The organism is Lysinibacillus odysseyi 34hs-1 = NBRC 100172 (assembly GCF_001591965.1).
Classification (GTDB): domain Bacteria; phylum Bacillota; class Bacilli; order Bacillales_A; family Planococcaceae; genus Lysinibacillus_B; species Lysinibacillus_B odysseyi.
On the sequence record NZ_BCVX01000001.1, the window covers coordinates 451,047 to 467,802 of the forward strand.

Annotated in this window: 18 protein-coding genes; 9 read left to right on the forward strand and 9 right to left on the reverse strand. The window is 40.4% G+C overall.

The genetic code is table 11. The features are described 5' to 3' along the window. Positions 1 to 66: 66 nt before the first annotated feature. From BOD01S_RS02400 to BOD01S_RS02415, 4 genes are all read right to left on the reverse strand, one after another. Positions 67 to 678, reverse strand: a complete 612-nt coding sequence (locus tag BOD01S_RS02400) for an anti-sigma factor family protein (RefSeq protein ID WP_052124867.1) — start codon at positions 676 to 678, stop codon at positions 67 to 69. After that, complete coding sequence (locus tag BOD01S_RS02405) at positions 668 to 1,177, reverse strand: RNA polymerase sigma factor (protein ID WP_052124868.1); 510 nt, start codon at positions 1,175 to 1,177, stop codon at positions 668 to 670. The genes BOD01S_RS02400 and BOD01S_RS02405 overlap by 11 nt, the downstream gene beginning before the upstream one ends. Positions 1,178 to 1,364: 187 nt before the next feature. After that, positions 1,365 to 2,279 (reverse strand): hypothetical protein, encoded by a 915-nt coding sequence (locus tag BOD01S_RS02410; RefSeq protein WP_036155276.1) that lies wholly within the window; start codon positions 2,277 to 2,279, stop codon positions 1,365 to 1,367. Further along, the gene (locus BOD01S_RS02415) at positions 2,227 to 2,775 is read right to left on the reverse strand and encodes an RNA polymerase sigma factor (RefSeq protein ID WP_052124869.1); all 549 of its coding nucleotides are present in this window, start codon (positions 2,773 to 2,775) and stop codon (positions 2,227 to 2,229) included. The genes BOD01S_RS02410 and BOD01S_RS02415 overlap by 53 nt, the downstream gene beginning before the upstream one ends. 159 nt (positions 2,776 to 2,934) lie before the next feature. Here BOD01S_RS02415 and BOD01S_RS02420 point away from each other — a divergent pair, with 159 nt between their 5' ends. Both BOD01S_RS02420 and BOD01S_RS02425 read left to right on the forward strand, forming a co-directional pair. Then, on the forward strand, positions 2,935 to 3,525 hold the full coding sequence (locus tag BOD01S_RS02420) for a hypothetical protein (protein ID WP_036155278.1): 591 nt from the start codon (positions 2,935 to 2,937) through the stop codon (positions 3,523 to 3,525). A gap of 800 nt (positions 3,526 to 4,325) precedes the next feature. Further along, positions 4,326 to 4,766, forward strand: a complete 441-nt coding sequence (locus BOD01S_RS02425) for an NUDIX hydrolase (RefSeq protein WP_036155279.1) — start codon at positions 4,326 to 4,328, stop codon at positions 4,764 to 4,766. 182 nt (positions 4,767 to 4,948) lie between these two features. Here the strand turns inward: BOD01S_RS02425 and BOD01S_RS02430 are convergent, their stop codons facing one another. Next, a complete protein-coding gene (locus BOD01S_RS02430; RefSeq protein WP_052124870.1) occupies positions 4,949 to 5,839 on the reverse strand; it encodes a LysR family transcriptional regulator in 891 nt (296 codons plus the stop codon). Positions 5,840 to 5,957: 118 nt separating this feature from the next. Between BOD01S_RS02430 and hutG the strand changes: the two genes are divergently transcribed. From hutG to BOD01S_RS02445, 3 genes are all read left to right on the forward strand, one after another. Continuing rightward, entirely contained in the window at positions 5,958 to 6,875 is a 918-nt protein-coding gene (hutG, locus tag BOD01S_RS02435) for a formimidoylglutamase (protein ID WP_036155280.1), read from the forward strand. 18 nt (positions 6,876 to 6,893) lie between these two features. After that, complete coding sequence (gene gltS / locus BOD01S_RS02440; RefSeq protein WP_036155281.1) at positions 6,894 to 8,078, forward strand: sodium/glutamate symporter; 1,185 nt, start codon at positions 6,894 to 6,896, stop codon at positions 8,076 to 8,078. Positions 8,079 to 8,338: 260 nt separating this feature from the next. After that, complete coding sequence (locus tag BOD01S_RS02445; RefSeq protein ID WP_036155283.1) at positions 8,339 to 9,208, forward strand: SDR family oxidoreductase; 870 nt, start codon at positions 8,339 to 8,341, stop codon at positions 9,206 to 9,208. Positions 9,209 to 9,299: 91 nt separating this feature from the next. Here BOD01S_RS02445 and BOD01S_RS02450 read toward each other — a convergent pair whose 3' ends face one another. Beyond that, positions 9,300 to 10,148, reverse strand: a complete 849-nt coding sequence (locus tag BOD01S_RS02450; RefSeq protein WP_036155284.1) for an MBL fold metallo-hydrolase — start codon at positions 10,146 to 10,148, stop codon at positions 9,300 to 9,302. A 236-nt stretch (positions 10,149 to 10,384) separates the two neighbouring features. On the opposite strand from BOD01S_RS02450, the gene BOD01S_RS23170 reads away from it, so the two are divergent. Beyond that, the gene (locus tag BOD01S_RS23170) at positions 10,385 to 12,340 is read left to right on the forward strand and encodes a sigma-70 family RNA polymerase sigma factor (RefSeq protein WP_244887224.1); all 1,956 of its coding nucleotides are present in this window, start codon (positions 10,385 to 10,387) and stop codon (positions 12,338 to 12,340) included. 404 nt (positions 12,341 to 12,744) lie between these two features. Then, complete coding sequence (locus BOD01S_RS02460) at positions 12,745 to 13,218, forward strand: GNAT family N-acetyltransferase (RefSeq protein ID WP_081977977.1); 474 nt, start codon at positions 12,745 to 12,747, stop codon at positions 13,216 to 13,218. Positions 13,219 to 13,308: 90 nt separating this feature from the next. On the opposite strand, the gene BOD01S_RS02465 is transcribed toward BOD01S_RS02460, so the two are convergent. From BOD01S_RS02465 to BOD01S_RS02475, 3 genes are all read right to left on the reverse strand, one after another. After that, a complete protein-coding gene (locus BOD01S_RS02465) occupies positions 13,309 to 14,499 on the reverse strand; it encodes an MFS transporter (RefSeq protein WP_036155286.1) in 1,191 nt (396 codons plus the stop codon). Between the two features lie 164 nt (positions 14,500 to 14,663). Next, a complete protein-coding gene (locus BOD01S_RS02470; protein WP_036155288.1) occupies positions 14,664 to 14,903 on the reverse strand; it encodes a hypothetical protein in 240 nt (79 codons plus the stop codon). 123 nt (positions 14,904 to 15,026) lie between these two features. After that, complete coding sequence (locus BOD01S_RS02475) at positions 15,027 to 15,233, reverse strand: hypothetical protein (RefSeq protein ID WP_036155290.1); 207 nt, start codon at positions 15,231 to 15,233, stop codon at positions 15,027 to 15,029. 285 nt (positions 15,234 to 15,518) lie between these two features. On the opposite strand from BOD01S_RS02475, the gene BOD01S_RS02480 reads away from it, so the two are divergent. Next, entirely contained in the window at positions 15,519 to 16,040 is a 522-nt protein-coding gene (locus tag BOD01S_RS02480) for a sigma-70 family RNA polymerase sigma factor (RefSeq protein ID WP_052124872.1), read from the forward strand. Next, positions 16,033 to 16,653, forward strand: a complete 621-nt coding sequence (locus BOD01S_RS02485; protein ID WP_036155292.1) for a hypothetical protein — start codon at positions 16,033 to 16,035, stop codon at positions 16,651 to 16,653. The genes BOD01S_RS02480 and BOD01S_RS02485 overlap by 8 nt, the downstream gene beginning before the upstream one ends. Positions 16,654 to 16,756 lie beyond the last annotated feature (103 nt).

Here is a 16,756-nt window from a genome sequence, read left to right on the forward strand (position 1 = left end):
CAGCAGATACTAGATCTGCCTGCCCTATCCTTTTTATAACCACTAAATAAAAAAGGTTTTCGTTTTTCAAGTGGCATTTATTAAAAATTGGCCAGGTGGTGATTTGATTTCAAAGAAATATTGTTCATTTCTTTTTAGTCCTTCTAATTCAATACTTTTTCCATTAGGTACTTGTACTTCATCAATCACTATATTGCCGTCGCTGTCCTTTACTCTTAATAAAACATCCCCATAATTATTCGCATAATTAGTTATTTTTTTCTTCCAAAAGATACTTTTATAAATTAAATAATTTTCGTCGTTAAACTTCAGGGTTTCCCACTCTTGCATACCTTCTTCCATATTTATAACAGCCGATTTCTTTGGGAAAAAGATTTGATTGACAACCCCGACATCTTGAACAACCAAGCCTCCTATTACGGTAATCATAAATGTGATAGCTATAGCAGCAAACACTTGGATATACCGCTTTCTATTAATCTTTTTGAACGGTTTAATCGCTTTTTCAGCTTTCTCAGGGACCGGCTGAACATAAACCGGTTGCAGCTGCATCACACGTACGTATTCATGGCACGTTTTACATTGCTGTATATGGTCTTCCACTACTTTGGCCGTTTCCTCACTGCATATCCCGTCAACATAGGATGGAATTAAATCTTTAATGATATTACAATTCACGCGGATCAATCCTTTCTGATAGTTTTACTTTTGCACGGTAATACGTCACTCTCGCCCAGTTTTCACTTTTACCAAATACCTCACCGATTTCCTTAAAACTTAGGTGCAGAGAGGCTCTAAGCAAAAAAATTTCCCGGTACGGTTCCTGTAAGCGATGAATTTCTTTATGTATTGAAACGAGTGTGCTGCGCTTTATTACCTCAACATCCGGTAAATCATGTAGTGAAGGGATGTCCAAGCCCATCTGCATCATATTTTCTACACTTGCATTATGACTATGCTTCTCCTTTTTTACGTAGTTGTAATACGTATGTTTGGCGATTTGACACAGCCAAACAGACAGCTTGCATTCACCGTTATAGCGGTGAATCGACTTGACCGCTTGATAAAAGGTCTCCTGTGTTAATTCTTCAGCTAAATCCACATCGGACGTTAAGCAAATCAAAAACCGCTTTACCTCGTCTGCATAAGATTGATACATTTCACTTAGACTCTCCACTTGCTGCCTCCTTTCATAAAACTTTCGTGATACTTATATATAGCTTTCTCATCCATTTCGTTACAGGAAATTATATTTTTCCGTAAATATTTTTACTTTTAGCATCGGTACTAGTGAATTTATCAATTTACAGGCCAAAAATAAAAAGGTTTGGCTTTATCCTCCTAAAAACCAAACCTTTAATAATTTACAGGAATTTCACAAACGTAAACAATAAAGTAAATATAAATAGCAGAGGTACTTCGTAAATAGAGCTTTCAAATCGTCCGTTGTAGTAATCAATGAGCCATTTTAGAAATAACAGCAACGCCATCGCACTTGCGATAAACAATCCATTATAGGCATGAAAATAATAGAGGCTCACCCCATTTACTAGCGTGTAGATAAGATACAGGCCGATTGCTGCAAAAAAATAACGATGCCCGTTACGGCTCTCCATCTTTTCCTTCTTTGCCGGACTAATCTGTAACACGATTGCAATGTATACGGCAATTAAGAAGGACAAAATGAGTAACCGAACAAGCCCCAGTAATGACCTCTCTACTGTATCATGCATCATCATGTCAATGTTCATCGCTTCTTCAAAAGTAAGCGGCAGTGATTGCTTTGTATTCATATCGACCAATACATATTGATCATTATTAGAAATGACAGCAATCTGCGCTATGGAACCAGTGGACATCTTTAGGAGAAGCTGTTCAGCCGGCGCTTTCGGCAGGTCGTCTACCGGAACACCCGCCTCATATAACTTTGTCACAAATGGCTGGATCAGAGCCAAATCTTCTTCCTTTACTCTATTTTTCTCAAAATAATACCAATTTGTCATATACCTTAAATCAGCGGTGGAATTGTTCGCAATCGCATACCCTTTTTCGATTGTTACTAGATCGGCTGCTGTATTTTCCCCTACAGGTTGCCTGCCCGTAAAAATAGAAGCCGCTAAAAAGACAAATAGCACCGCCGCAGCCGCCAGCACGCTGTAATAGCTACGTTTTTGCCGTTTTCGGCGTTGATGTATCGTAGTCTGAATCTTGTTGAAAGATGCCTGCTTAACTGTCTGGGTCCGTTTCGGTGCCTGTAATTGCGCCAGCTCTTTGTCCATATGCTGCTCCCCCTCTCATCTTTTTTTCAAGTACTTTCATCGCCCGCTCTGTACTGTTTTTTACCTTTGCCTCATTCCAGCCTAAAACTGCTGCTGTTTCTTTAATCGAAAGCCCCTCAATCTTTCGCAGCACAACGGCTATCCGGTAATCAAATTTCAGGCCAGCGATTGCTTGGTAAAGCGCCCTTTTGTCTTCCTCAATGGAAAAAAGCTGCTCAGGCGAAAGAGTAAGAGCGATATCTTCTTCTTTTTTTGTGAAGGCGATAAATTGAATCTTCCCTTTCCGTTTAAAATGGTCATATGCTATATTTCTTGCAATCGTTCTTAACCACGTTAATACATTCGCTTCCCCCCGGTATGTATGCCTTGCTTCATAAGCCCGAATAAATGTTTCCTGCATGAGATCTTCCGCCAGCTGTACATCGAATGTTAGAAAGTATAAAAATTGATAAATCTGATCGCTATGTATTTCATAATGCTGCTCTAACTGAAACAACCTTTCCACCTCCCGTTATCAACCTAGACGACTGAACTTTCATTTTTACTCAGACGAAAATAAATACTAGAACATTTTCCCAATTCCCTTTTTACTGATTTATTTTCTACTCACCGGGTACTAGAAAATTTACGGATAATTTTGTTGGGATGTGATTTTATGTTTGGACTAGCCGACTTGTTGTCACTGACTGTTTCGGCGTTCATTATCCTGCCGGTTGTAATTTTCCTGAGGGAGTCAGGCTACTTGATCGTTAGCTGGTTATTCGGTGTCATCAATCCCAGGCTGACTATTGGTTCCGGGCCCCGGGTCAGGAAGTTCGGCATGCTTGATATCCGGAAATATTACCATGTATACAGTTGGTTTTCATATGATGGATTAAAGCGGGAAAGCAAGCTTGCCTATATTTGTATGTATGCAGGGCCCATTCTCACCAACTTGTCCATCGCCCTTCTTATCAATTTTCTAGTTGCTAATGGCTGGGCCGAGGATTATGAAACATTTTGGGACCGCTTTGTTTTCTATGCTTTTTATTATGTATTATTTGATATTGTGCCGATGAAAACTGTAAACGGCAAGCCTAATAATGGAATGATTATTTACGAAATGATCCGCTACGGCAGGCGTGTCGATTTTAATACAGAATCCTTCCTCCCAGCGACCTCTGAAATGGAAGAGGAATACCAGGAACAAATGAAGCAGATTGAGGAGATAAAAAAGGAACGTGAAGAGGAAGAGCATGGTCGCTAAATGGATCTTTCGAGTATAACGAACAGCCCAGTTGTCGGACAAACCGTACCTGGGCTTGCTACTTTTGGCGTGAGAACTTGATAAAGAAGTACATGGTTATGTTTGCTCGCTCAATGTGCTGTGGTCTTTTAATAAAGATTGATAATTTATAATTAAGTTCGATCATTAATAATAAAGTTTGATAAAAACCTTTATGGAATGCAGGTTTTCTTATTCCACAATTGGGCCATATTGTTGAATAATATTTTTTTATGAAATGCTTCGATAATATTAAAAAATATTTCCAACTTACTTTTATAGTTAATTATTGGTATATTTATTAAAAATATTATTTAAGTGAGGTTTCATATGGAGCAGTTAACATTTGGTGGGCTACAAAACTATTTGGTATGAAAATACAAAGAAGGACGCACTTCTTCTGCTTTATTAAATTAGTAGAAGAAATTGGTGAAGTTGCAGAAGTACTAAACTAGTTAGAAGGTCGAAAAAAGCGACTTAAATACTTCTTTAGAAAAGGAGTTAGTTGATGTTATACATTATTCAATAGCTATTGCAAGTATAAATAATATTGGTTTAACAAAAGCAATGATTGAAAAAGATAAGGAAGCTGCAATTAAATATAATCAATCTCCAGACTTGGAAGAGTTTTTAGAATTCCAAAAGTAAAATAACTTAAGTAACCCATAAAACATAGCTTCTTTTTATTCCACAACCGGGCGCATTTCTGCAGAAAAAATGCGTCTACGAAATGAAATGGATTAAGTGTTTAAGGATAAAGTATAAATTTCAGGGGGTATTTTATGTTTGTAGTAAATGTAGAAGGGGCAATTCGTCGCAAGGAGAAATGGCTTTTAATCCGCAGAAGTGAGAAGGAAGAGCATGCTGGTGGAGGTCTCTCATTAGTAGGAGGGAAGTGTGAAATTGAAGGTGATTCGTCTGATATTCTGGAAAGAACATTAAAACGAGAAGTTTTTGAAGAAGTAGGTAGCGAAATTACAGGCATTAAATATGTAAATAGCTCATCCTTCGTGACAGAATCAGGGATAAATGTAATCGATATAGTTTTCCTGTGTCATCATAAATCTGGAGAACCTTACGCTAAAAGTACTGAAGAAGTGGATGATGTTATTTGGATGACTACATCAGAGGTTCTTGCACATACGGAACTACCTTTATTTCTAAAAGAAAACATTAAACTTGCAGAGAAAATTCTACAAGATAATTTGCAGGAGAAATATTAGTTATACATATTCCATAATAGGGCGCGATTGTGGAAGATCAACATTAGGAAATGATCAAACTTTTTTATGAAAATTGCACATTGTTTCCCAAAGAATTAACCCGTTTTAAACAAATTTTGTTCAAAACGGGCTCTTTTCATTTAACTTAAAATATTGGTCTGTGGGTTGTTTTTAATCAAACTTTATTCTAAAACTACATGTGCCGCTTTAATAAGCTCAAACAGCTTCATAATACTTTTCGGGAATGTGCGGTCCTTCATTGTGCTTAAGTATACGTTCCGGTGCAGAAACTCGCTTTGCACCTGGCGTATCATTAGGTTATCTGATAAATGCTGCTCCACATATTGCTGCGGCAAGAGAGCGATGCCGAGCCCCTCCTCCACCAGTACTTTAATCATCTCAAACCGCTCTATTTTATACTGAATATGCGGCAGAATGCCTTCCTGCTCAAACGCTTGAAGTATTTGGGCACTCGTTTGAAATTCGGGCATGCCGATGATGAGTGATTGTTCTGTAAAGTCAGCCAACGTAATCCTATCTTTTGTCGCAAACGGATGATCTTTTTTGATTAGTACGACATATCGTTCGTTATACAATAATTCACTTTTTATTTCCGTATCGATAATATGCTGGTTTGTAATGACCGCGTGCACATGCAGCCCCAGCAGTGCTTGGCGTACCGTTTGATTGTACAATGTATCGATGATTGTAATTTGGTTATGGGGATAGTGCTTTTGATAAGCTAAAATAACTTGGGAAAACCAGTAATTTGCTGATTCGATCATCCCCAGTCGAATTTCCAGCGCCTCCCCTTTTGCCATCTCCTTAAGCTCCGTATCCATCACGTCAAATTGAGCAATTAAAGATTGGGCACGCTCATAAAACTGCTGTCCCAGCTCTGTTAATTGAAATTGCTTTGTCGTCCGTTCAATAAGCGGCGCATTCACTTCCTGTTCCAGTGCCTTTATGGCATTACTTAAGGATGGCTGCGAAATATGCAACGCTTTAGCGGCCCTTGAAAAGCTTTTATATTTCACTGTCTCAATAAAATACATCATTTTTCGTAAGTCCAATTTCTCACCCCATTTATAGCTTAAAGCTATTATAAGATATAAAATCAATATTTGTATGAATAAACAATTGAAAATATAATAAAAATATCAATTTTTCAGTCTATTGGAGGGAGTTTATATGCATAAAGAGACAGATGTAAATGTTTGGCAAGGTCGTATCGATCATGAGACAGACAGTACCTATTTCCGTTACCACCAAGTGGTGCAGACAGCTTCCACAGAAGGAGCAGTAGGAATCATTGGATTTGCCTGCGATGAAGGAGTGCGACGCAACAATGGCCGTGTCGGTGCAAAGGATGCTCCCCTTTCCCTACGCAAGCAGCTCGCTTCGCTGCCTTGGCGTCATCAGGTACCTAGTACATCGCTTATCGATTTTGGAGATGTCATTTGTGAAGGGGAACAATTGGAGCGTGCCCAGCAGGAACTTGGCGATAAAGTAGCTGATATCCTCGCACATGGAAAAGCGATTGTACTTGGCGGAGGACATGAAACATTATATGGTCAGTACTTAGGGGTAAGAAAAGCAGCAGGACCGGATGCTTCGATTGGCTTACTAAATATCGATGCCCACTTCGACATGCGTTCCTATGACAAGCAGCCTTCTTCTGGTACGATGTTTAAACAGATTTTGGACGAAGATCCACATGCACACTATTTTGTCTGCGGCATTCAGCAGTATGGCAATACGACTGCTTTATTCGAAACAGCCGATCAGTATGGGGTAGCGTACTTTTTCGATGACCAGCTGGAATCAGACGCTTTTACGGCAGCTTTGCAAGACTTTATGAATGCCCATGATGTGCTTCTCGTGACGCTTTGCATGGATGTATTGAATGCTGCTGAAGCACCTGGGGTCAGTGCGCCTTCTCCATTTGGTCTATCCGCTGTACAGGTGCGTGACATTGTACGCAAAATGGTATCTCATGAGAAGACGATCAGCTTCAGCATTTGTGAGGTCAATCCCTCGCTCGATATAGACAACCGCACAGCGAAACTCGGCGCCTATTTCATCAATGAAGCAATAATGAACATCTAAGACGAAACAACAAGGGGGATTTATATGGCATTAAACCAAATTACAACACTATGCCTAGCAGTAACATTATTTTTGATCGGTTCATTTTTAGTAAAAAGAATTGGCTTTTTAAATCGTTTTTGTATACCGGCACCTGTCGTTGGCGGCTTGCTGTTTGCGTTACTTGCAACGGTGTTAAAAAGCTTTGATATCGTAGAAATTACACTTGACACTTCCCTGCAGTCCATCTTTATGATTACGTTCTTTACAACGATCGGACTTGGGGCAAGCTTTAAGCTCGTAAAATTAGGCGGAAAGCTGCTGATCTTTTATTGGCTTGCCTGCGGATTCCTCGCTCTTATGCAGAATGTCATTGGCGTTTCGTTAGCAAAAGTCCTGGACATTCATCCATTAATCGGTGTTATGGCCGGAGCTGTTTCCATGGAAGGCGGACATGGTGCTGCTGCTGCCTACGGGGAGACAATTGAAGGCTTGGGTGTTGCTTCCGCTGTTACGATCGGAATGGCCGCCGCTACATGTGGACTGGTTGCCGGAGGACTTGTCGGTGGCCCTGTTGTACAATACTTAATCCGAAAATTCAACCTACAGCCCTCTTCTGAAGAAACGGAAGAATATGTAGAGAAATCCCAGCATCCCGTTACAGAAAAATCCTTTATGATGCAGGTGTTCTTAATTACATTCAGTATGGCTGTTGGTACATATATCGGAGAATGGTTCTCTAATGTAACTGGATTTGTTTTACCAGGATATGTAGGGGCGATGTTTACAGCGGTGCTTGTCCGCAATATCGTGGACCGCTTCAATCCTGAATTAATCAATATGAAAGAAATCAATCTAATCGGAGATATCTCCCTTGGTATTTTCTTATCGATGGCATTAATGAGCATCAAACTATGGGAAATTGCCGATCTGGCATTGCCATTATTCATCATTATTTTAGCACAGGTCGTCTTCATCGTATTATTCGCGGTGTTCGTTCTGTTCCGCCTGCTTGGCAAAAATTACGATGCAGCGATTATGGTATCCGGCTTCCTTGGCCATGGGCTGGGCGCTACACCAAATGCTATGGCTAATATGTCAGCCGTTGTATCAAAATTCGGCCCGTCACGTACAGCCTTTCTGATTGTGCCGATTGTTGGTGCATTCTTAATCGATGTATTTGGAATGCCAATCATTATTACAACAATCAATATGTTTAAATAACGGATTCACTCCATCTGAAAGAGCAGCCCTCATCTACTTGGGCTGCTCTTTTTTCAATAAACATCGATTATTTCCATACCTTTTTGGCAGCGGAGCTTTCCGTCCTGAACCCCTGCCCCAATGCAGCATCACTTCTCTTTAATTGTTTTATCGGGAGCACATATCTTCGTTTTAAATTAAAGCGTCAGGGTAATAGAACCTATGCACGGGGTTGAAAAAGCTAGAAATTAAACAGCTTTAATGAAAGGAATGATGCTCTCATGACAAAAGATTATCCAGAAAATATTCCCGCTCAACAACAGGAGCGCCAGCCAGGCTTTGAGATGGAAATGGAGCCGCGTCCGGATTTCACAAAAAATCTTGCAGGCGCTGCCCAGAGACTTGCAGGTAAAACGGCTTTAATTACCGGTGGAGACAGCGGTATCGGGCGTGCTGTAGCCATTGCGTTTGCAAAAGAAGGAGCAGATGTTGCGATTTCTTATCTTGATGAGCATGAAGATGCAGAGGAAACAAAACAGTATGTGGAGCGGGAAGGAAGACGCTGTCTGCTCATTGCAGGCGATATCGGGGATGAAGCGTTCTGCCAAGGTCTTGTTTCTAAAGTCATCGAAACATTCGGCAAGCTTGATGTTCTTGTAAATAATGCCGGTGAGCAGCATACCCAGGAATCACTGCAGGACATCACTGCAGAACAATTGGAACGAACATTCCGCACGAATATTTTCAGTATGTTTTATGTGACAAAGGCAGCGCTTGATCATTTAAAGCCGGGAAGCTCTATTATTAACACGACATCCATCACGGCATTCCAAGGAGCGCCGAACTTGATCGATTACTCTGCAACGAAAGGAGCCATCCTCACGTTCACCCGCTCACTCGCCGGGTCTCTTGTCGAGAAAGGCATCAGAGTAAACGCTGTCGCGCCGGGACCGATTTGGACGCCACTTATCCCTGCATCGTTTGCCGCAGAACAAGTCGAGGGATTCGGTAAAGAGGGAGAGTTCCAAACACCGATGAAACGAGCGGGTCATCCGAGCGAACTGGCACCAGGCTATGTGTACCTTGCCTCCGATGATTCCTCATATGTATCAGGACAGGTGCTTCATATTAATGGAGGCACACCGTTTTAACTTTATAGCAGAAGACGCTTCATCGTCTTCTGCTTTATTATTTATTCACTCATAACCATTACATAGGTATCATCTTACTGCTTTCCGCCATTTAGTAACCATTCACAAACTGTTCGATCGTGTCCATTTCACCCTCTGATACTTCCCTTTGCAGCTGCTCTTTGTATTTCTTCACTATCTTTTCCTTTTCCCCGTTATATCGCTCTGTTAGATGAGCAATTGTCCGGAGCATCGATGTTTCCTGCTGAAACTCCTCTTTTGATAAAACGCCTGTATGAGAAAGGATATATGTCTCCGCATCAAATGCTTCCAGTTTATCTAATAGTTGAAGTGTCTCATCTATTTTATAGTGCCATTTCTCAGCATACATCCTGCAATAAATGGCATCACCAAGAAATAATATCTTTTCTTCCTTCACATAGACGACAACCGAATCAGAAGCATGACTCCCCCCAACTTTCTCGATGATGCAGGTAACATCTCCAAGGTTCATTTCCAGCCTTTCTTCGAATAGGACATCCGGCAGTACGATGGAAATATTCCGTTCATCTAAGTATTCCTTTTTTATCGCAGCGGCGCAAAATTCAATTTCGATACCTTTGTGGACCCTCTCATCAATTGCCTCATCGGACCACGACAATGGTTGTAATTTTACCATTTCCTCCTTTGTTTCTCTCGAGGAAACTATCAGTGTCTCACCTAGAGCAGGCAGGCCAAAAATATGATCCCAATGCGAATGGGTTAAGATGACGATGTCCGGATGCGGCACACCTCGCTCCTGAAGCTCTTTAAAAAAATAGTTGGCATGGCTTTCGGAGTTGCCCGCATCGATCATCAATGCTTTCCCGCTGCCGACTACCATCCCTAATACTGGACGGTCTGTATCGGATATTGGTGTACTGTACCAAAAACGTTTGCCTATTTGTTTTATTGAATGCATGTAATCCATCTCCTTCACTGCCCTAACCGGTGCAGTAGTTAGATTTCAATCTAGCAACAAACGGCTGTAAAATCAACTACTATCAGCAGCTAATTCCCTTCTAGCACAATTGTTAGAACACGGGAATGTTATAATAATCCCCAGTACAAAAATATTGTAAATAGCTGAAACCTTTTAGGTATCAGGCTGCCTCTAAATAATGAGAGGAGTGACATACATAGATGAAGCATGATTGCATGACAGTAGAAAAGGCGATAAATGGCGATGTAGAGGCTTTCGAGGAATGTATTGCAGCAGAGAAGCAGCGCCTTTTTTACAAAGCCCTATCTTATGTCGGAAATAAAGAGGATGCGTCAGATGCTGTGCAAGAGACACTTTATAAAGCTTTTTTATCAATTGGCCAGCTGCAAAATCCCCAATATTTTTCTACCTGGTTGTTTAAAATATTGATTCGTGAATGTTACCGGCTTCAAAAGAAGAGAAACCGGCTCATTCCGTTTGATGACGATGAAATCATCAGACGGCTAGAGCAGCCTAGCGAGGAAGAGAAGAATGATCATGTAAGTGATGCGCTGTCAAAATTGACTCTCCCGCAGCGGTCGGCCATCGTATTGTTCTATTATTATAGCTTTCCCATCAGGGAAATCGCAGACATGATGAAAAAGCCCGAAGGAACAGTTAAAACGCTGCTTCATAGAGCAAGAAAGACAATGAAGACACACTTGACTGCTGTCATGAACAAAAATATGAATGTAACGGAGGTTATTTATTTGGTAAAAGAAGAACTAGAGAAAATTGCCCGGTCCCTTGTACAAGTACCTCAGGATTTCCGTAAAGTTATTGAGAATTATGAAGAGGATGAAGCCTATTTTTCATGGATGGAAGAGGAAAAAGGAATTATTGGCGTAAAGCTCGATACAGAGGGCCGGCTCACATACTTGACGATTGATATGCAAAAAGAAGACCAAAATACCGCGCCTTCTCTATCAGTTGAAGAAAAACAGGCAATAGCAGAACGATACCTCCTCCAGCACTACCCAGATGCCTTGCAGCATTTCACCTATCATCATGTAAAGGAGTTAAAAGAGTGTAACGCCGCCCGCTTCTACTTTGAGCAGCTGGTAATGGGTATTCCGTTAAGCGCTGCCGGCAGCTATATTGATGTGAATAATAGCGGGGAAGTTATCCTGTTTAACTATAAGGGTGTAAAAGCAGTTCCGCCTATTCCAAAACAGCTTATTTTAAAAGAGAATTTAACAGAACATGTCCTTGATCAGCTGTATTTTGAGCTTGTTGCAGATCAAATGCATGCAGAAATTCATAATGTAGAAGAAGACTCCCTGCGGCTCGTCTACTTACCTAACCTGGTTCCTATGAAATATAGGGCGGCTGATATGAATCCGGAGTCAGCGATTGAACAGGATGAGAAGATACGAGAAGTAACAAGGCCTCTTCCCTCTCTTGATTTGAACGTACAAACAGAACGGCCTGTGGAAGAAATCATCGGCATAACCGATACAATGGAAAAACTTCGGGAGGTTGACTGGGGAGAAGAAATAGGAATTGTGTGGCGGGAACGCGGGTGGAACTTTACTAATGAAGATTTATCATTTGAATCCTATCTAAAAGAGAGGACAGAACAAACCGTAAAAGCATTTATCTCTAAAGAAACAGGAAGAGTCCGAAGCTTCATGTGGTTCCAGAAACGTACAGGCAGCTTACAGCTCGGGCATGAAGCATGCTTTGAAAAGGCGCTTCACTTCCTGCAGCTGGTCATTCCAGAGCTTCTTCCTTACGTACAATATATCATTCCGCAAAATGAAGAAGAGGTACGTGAAAACGAAACAAAGGAATTTTTCATGTTTCGATTGTACAATGACCACGGAATACCTGTTCATTCAGAAGTCATTAATATAGCTGTCAATAAGGAGACGGGCCAAATCGATCATTATTCGGGTCCCCGTATAACTGTGCAGCAATTAAAAGAACTGCCGCACGAGCCCGTCCTTTCTCCTGAACAGGCATTTGAAAAATTCAAGGAGCACTTGGATTTCCAATTGGCATGGGAGAAGGATTACGTTGAGGAAGAGGAAGTGTATGAATTAGTATATAAAGCTTGTGACCGTTATACAAAAACCGCTATCCGTGCAATCGATGCGGTCACTGGCGAGGTAATATGTAATAAGGAGTAACCGTTCCATCACCGAGACAGTTTGACTTTTCAGCGGGTAACTAGAAAAATACTCTATATTATGCGGAGGTGTTTTTGCATTTATCCAGCTATTTCTAGCGTAAAATACGATTATGGGTTATAAAAATGATTTGTGCCTTTTAAAGGCATTGGCGTCTTACAATAAATTTGCTATAATATAAATAGGATAATTTTTACATCACCTTTGCTGAAAGTGTGTAAATACTATCTTGATATCAAACTAATCAGATCACTGTGTAAAGGTCTTTGAAGCATTTGAAGAGTCATTCCCTTCAATTGTTTTGAAGGCTTTTTTGTGTTGGTCTGAAACAAGAAGCGAGGAGGATGCAAGCAGAGGCCAGTCTACCCAGCATGTGCAAAATAATTTTACAGGAGGGAAATATAATGAAAGAGATCAAGACGATAATCATCATACAAGCAGGTTTGAATGAATTGGATTTAGTAGCGGAACTGTTTGACCAGCACCGGGTTTTCAGCTGGCAAACATCGGCGTTTCAAGAAGGACGCACCTTCCTGAAGGAAAGAATAGAGCGAAAGGAATCTGTTATCTTCTTAGCAGCTGATCAAAAAAGAAACGGTGACAAGACTCCGCTTGGATTTGTTCAGCTCTACCCAACCTTTTCGTCCCTTTACATGAAGAGTATTTGGATAGTAAATGACTTATTTGTTGCTCCTTTTGCAAGAAGAAATGGTATAGCAAAGCAATTAATGCTAAAGGCAAGAGCATTCGCATTAGACACTGGTGCAAAAGGATTGAGATTGGAAACAGCAATTGATAACGATAGAGCCCAACATTTATATGAATCATTAGGGTATAAGAAAAATATCCGCGGCTTCCATTATCATTATTATTTCTAAAACCTGTCCTTTGTAAGAAGCAGCATGACATAGTCCTATCCAACATGAAAACGCCCTGCATCATGCAGCGGCGTTTTTGTATTTATTCAGCTATTTGACTAAGCGCATATACCGGAACCGGACGATGCAGGCAGCAGCAATCCCAATGGCCGCAACAAACCCATCAAATATAAAGATATGGGCGATATCCCCTTTTTTCGCGATAAGCCCTGTTGCAATCGGCAATGCGACCGCCGCAATACTAGATGCGGTTGCAACAAGACCCGTAACAGTCCCCTTCTTCCGCCAAAACAGCTCCGTCATGATCGTAATAGCAAGCTGTAAAATACCGGCAGTTGTAAACCCTAAAAAGAATGAACCGATCACCATAAAGGAAGCATTCTTCCATGTCAAAACAAGCATAACGGTAAGAGCCGTCAAAATCGGATAAATAATGAGCACTGTCACAGGACGGATGAGCCTGTTTAATATAAATGCTAAAATGAGTACTGATAGTAATGATCCCATACTGTAGTAGCTCAATAATTTTACAGAATCATTTACTGCCAGGCCTATTACCTGCTCCCCGTAACTCGGCAGCCAGATTTGCGCCACTGTAAACAATGCCGTAGAGGTAAACCCAATGACAATAAGCGCAATGCCCTCTTTCCAAAAGTCAGGGTTAAGCTTTTGGTTCTGTTCCTCGAATTTCCGGTCTGTCTCAAATGCTTCTGAAACCTCCCCATGGTTCGGGAAATGAGACCAAATTAAGATGAAAAGATTCATCATGTAAATAATGGCTAACAGATAAAAAGCATATCCATAGAACAGCCCTTTTTCGCTTAAAAATAAGATAATAAACGGCAATATAATGGCTCCAATGGCCATGAAGGCCTTTACCATTACATTGGCAGAGCCAGCCTTTTTCTTGAATATCTCCACAAGCGCTGGGTAGGACCCTGCATCCATAGCTGCATTCCCAAAACCGGCTAAAATGGCAAAAATAAGCGCCATATAATAATTCGTCGTCAGCGGTATGCCGATTGCAAAGACGGCCATTGCAATGCTGGCAAAAAGCAGCAGCGGCTTCCGCCCTATTTTATCCGACAAAATGCCAAAACTGCTGTACGAAAGCAATTTACCAAAACCTATTGCGGCGATGATATAGCTGACACCTGTGCGGTCAGTGTTCCATTGTTCCGTTAAATATGTCATATGGGATGACAAAATAATATTCACCATACCGAGCAGAAAATAGTTGCTGTAAAGCCCGATAGATGCTTGTATATATGATTTTCTCATATTAATCTCCTCATCTATAGCAGCGCCTTTACTTTAACACTTTAAATCATTAAAGAATACTAAGTCAATATATTTTTAACAGTTGGAAACTTGCCCACTATAAAAAACTGCCTCCCTCGTTAGGCAAGGCTAACAAACAGGAGACAGTTTAGGAGCTTTTATTTTTATGATTTTGCTGAAAACTGCTGGCCAAATTTTTGGGCAATCGCCAGCACTTCCGCTACTTTCTCAGGCTTTAAAATATCCTGCATTTGAGGTACAAATTGCAAAGCGTCTTCCTGGGTGAAGGTTCCTTCCTGCTGTTTTTTAAAATTCTCCGCAAGCAGCGCCTTTGCTTCCTCCACTTTTTCAGGTTTCACACGCTCTAAAATATAATGAAAAAATTTCTCCTGACCTGGGTTCATATTATATCCTCCTTGACTTTCAACTCTTCTGATCTTATCATTTTCCAGCTATAATTTATACGTACAATGCAAGAAAAGATAGACGTATTCTATTTGTTTATTTCTAACAGGTACTACACTTTCTTATTTCGAGCTATTTTTAGACCGGTTGTCATCCCGGATGCCCTTTGCGAAATAAATAATAAGGGTAATCGCTCCCACAGCTGCTATAAGCATACTAATGATAAAACCTGTAGCCCATAAACCAAATGTCAGCTTCAAATCTGCATACATAAAAATAGCGAGCATCACTGCCCCTATAAACATCAGCACACTTCCTGTTTTTTTCAATGATGAACCTCCTCTTGCTGCCATACAAAATAATTACTCACATTTATCTTACACGATTTTTACCAGGACTCACAAATGTATGATAACAACTTCCTATTTTTTAGGATGAGTATGTATCATAATTAGTACCCTCACAGTTTTCTCAGAAATAATATCGCCACTAACTTACTCTAAAAAACTAGGTTTTATCACCTCTTTCTCAAATTAACAAATTAAAATATGGAAATATTGAATAATATTAACTCCTTGTATCGTCTAATTTATAAGTAGAAAGGAGAGACATCATTGGCAAGCGAACAGATAACAAGATTAGAGTGGGCTATGAATGCGCATGGGGAAAAATTAATGCGTCTAGCTTATACATATGTAAAAGACAAACATATCGCTGAAGATATTTTACAAGATGTATTTTTGAAGGCTTTTGAAAAGCAACATCAATTTAAAGGCAAATCTTCTTATGAAACATATTTATATCGAATGACAGTCAACCGCTGTAAAGATTACATGAAAAGCTGGCCGTTTAAAAAGTTATTTTTCACGGAGCGTGTAGAGGAGCCGCATACATCTACGTCTGCTGAGGAAATATTTATCCGATTTGAGGAGGATTATGAATTAGGCGAACAAATACTATCCTTGCCTATTAAATATCGGGAGGTAGTCATCTTTTATTTTTACTTGGATTATTCAATCGGTGAGATATGTGAAACTCTTCAATTGTCAGAGCGTACGGTTTACACAAGATTGCGCCGTGCTAGAGAACGACTGAAGAAAAATTTAGAAGAGCAAGCAGGTGAATATAATGAATGACTGGAATAACGAAAAGATACAGCGGGGAATTGATGCCCATATTGCAACAAATCAATTATTTACTTCTGAATTAAAAGAGAACATTCAAAAAAGGGCATTGCAGCGTGAGCGCACATTACAGCGTAAACAGAGAGCCAAACGGAAAAGTTTCCTTATTTCAGTAGCCTGTAGTCTTACGATGACAACAGCTGTATTATTTTTTGTCTTACACCAAGCTGAGACACACCGACAAGTAGAGGAGCCCCCTGTCACTACAGCCAGCTCAACCGAAGCCATAGCCTTATTTTCTGAACTGATGAATAAAGCACTAAAAGGTTTTTCTGCTGTCGGAACAAACAACTTTGACATGATGAAGCAGTACTTTCATTCGGATGTGCTGTTGGATGAAGTAAATAAAACTGTTCAGTTTGCAGGAGATATTGAGCCGCTGCAAACTAACTATTTTCCAATAGCTGATCTAAAAGATATAGAGCTCCTCTCTGCTTTTGAACAAACGAAAACTGGAATGTATGTCATGCTTCGGGTAGACTTTAACTCATTCGAAATTTACTTTCAGCGTGATCCATTAAATGAAGACGACTACCGTATTACAGCAATTGTTAACGCTAATTAGCCACATTGTTCCTGTCATATACCGAGAAAGCTAACAGAGGCTTATTTTCTCGATTCCATACACGGCTTATAAAAAACTCCCACCGAAGTGAGAGTTTTTCCAC

What these genes read in the sequence shown, in the direction of transcription:
- BOD01S_RS02420 (WP_036155278.1), top strand. Translation starts at nt 2,935, where the DNA reads ATGTTTGGACTAGCCGACTTGTTGTCACTGACTGTTTCGGCGTTCATT.
- BOD01S_RS23170 (WP_244887224.1), top strand. Translation starts at nt 10,385, where the DNA reads ATGACAGTAGAAAAGGCGATAAATGGCGATGTAGAGGCTTTCGAGGAA.
- BOD01S_RS02410 (WP_036155276.1), bottom strand. Translation starts at nt 2,279, where the DNA reads ATGGACAAAGAGCTGGCGCAATTACAGGCACCGAAACGGACCCAGACA.
- hutG (WP_036155280.1), top strand. Translation starts at nt 5,958, where the DNA reads ATGCATAAAGAGACAGATGTAAATGTTTGGCAAGGTCGTATCGATCAT.
- BOD01S_RS02450 (WP_036155284.1), bottom strand. Translation starts at nt 10,148, where the DNA reads ATGCATTCAATAAAACAAATAGGCAAACGTTTTTGGTACAGTACACCA.
- BOD01S_RS02425 (WP_036155279.1), top strand. Translation starts at nt 4,326, where the DNA reads ATGTTTGTAGTAAATGTAGAAGGGGCAATTCGTCGCAAGGAGAAATGG.
- BOD01S_RS02470 (WP_036155288.1), bottom strand. Translation starts at nt 14,903, where the DNA reads ATGAACCCAGGTCAGGAGAAATTTTTTCATTATATTTTAGAGCGTGTG.
- BOD01S_RS02485 (WP_036155292.1), top strand. Translation starts at nt 16,033, where the DNA reads ATGAATGACTGGAATAACGAAAAGATACAGCGGGGAATTGATGCCCAT.
- BOD01S_RS02460 (WP_081977977.1), top strand. Translation starts at nt 12,745, where the DNA reads ATGAAAGAGATCAAGACGATAATCATCATACAAGCAGGTTTGAATGAA.
- BOD01S_RS02445 (WP_036155283.1), top strand. Translation starts at nt 8,339, where the DNA reads ATGACAAAAGATTATCCAGAAAATATTCCCGCTCAACAACAGGAGCGC.
- BOD01S_RS02465 (WP_036155286.1), bottom strand. Translation starts at nt 14,499, where the DNA reads ATGAGAAAATCATATATACAAGCATCTATCGGGCTTTACAGCAACTAT.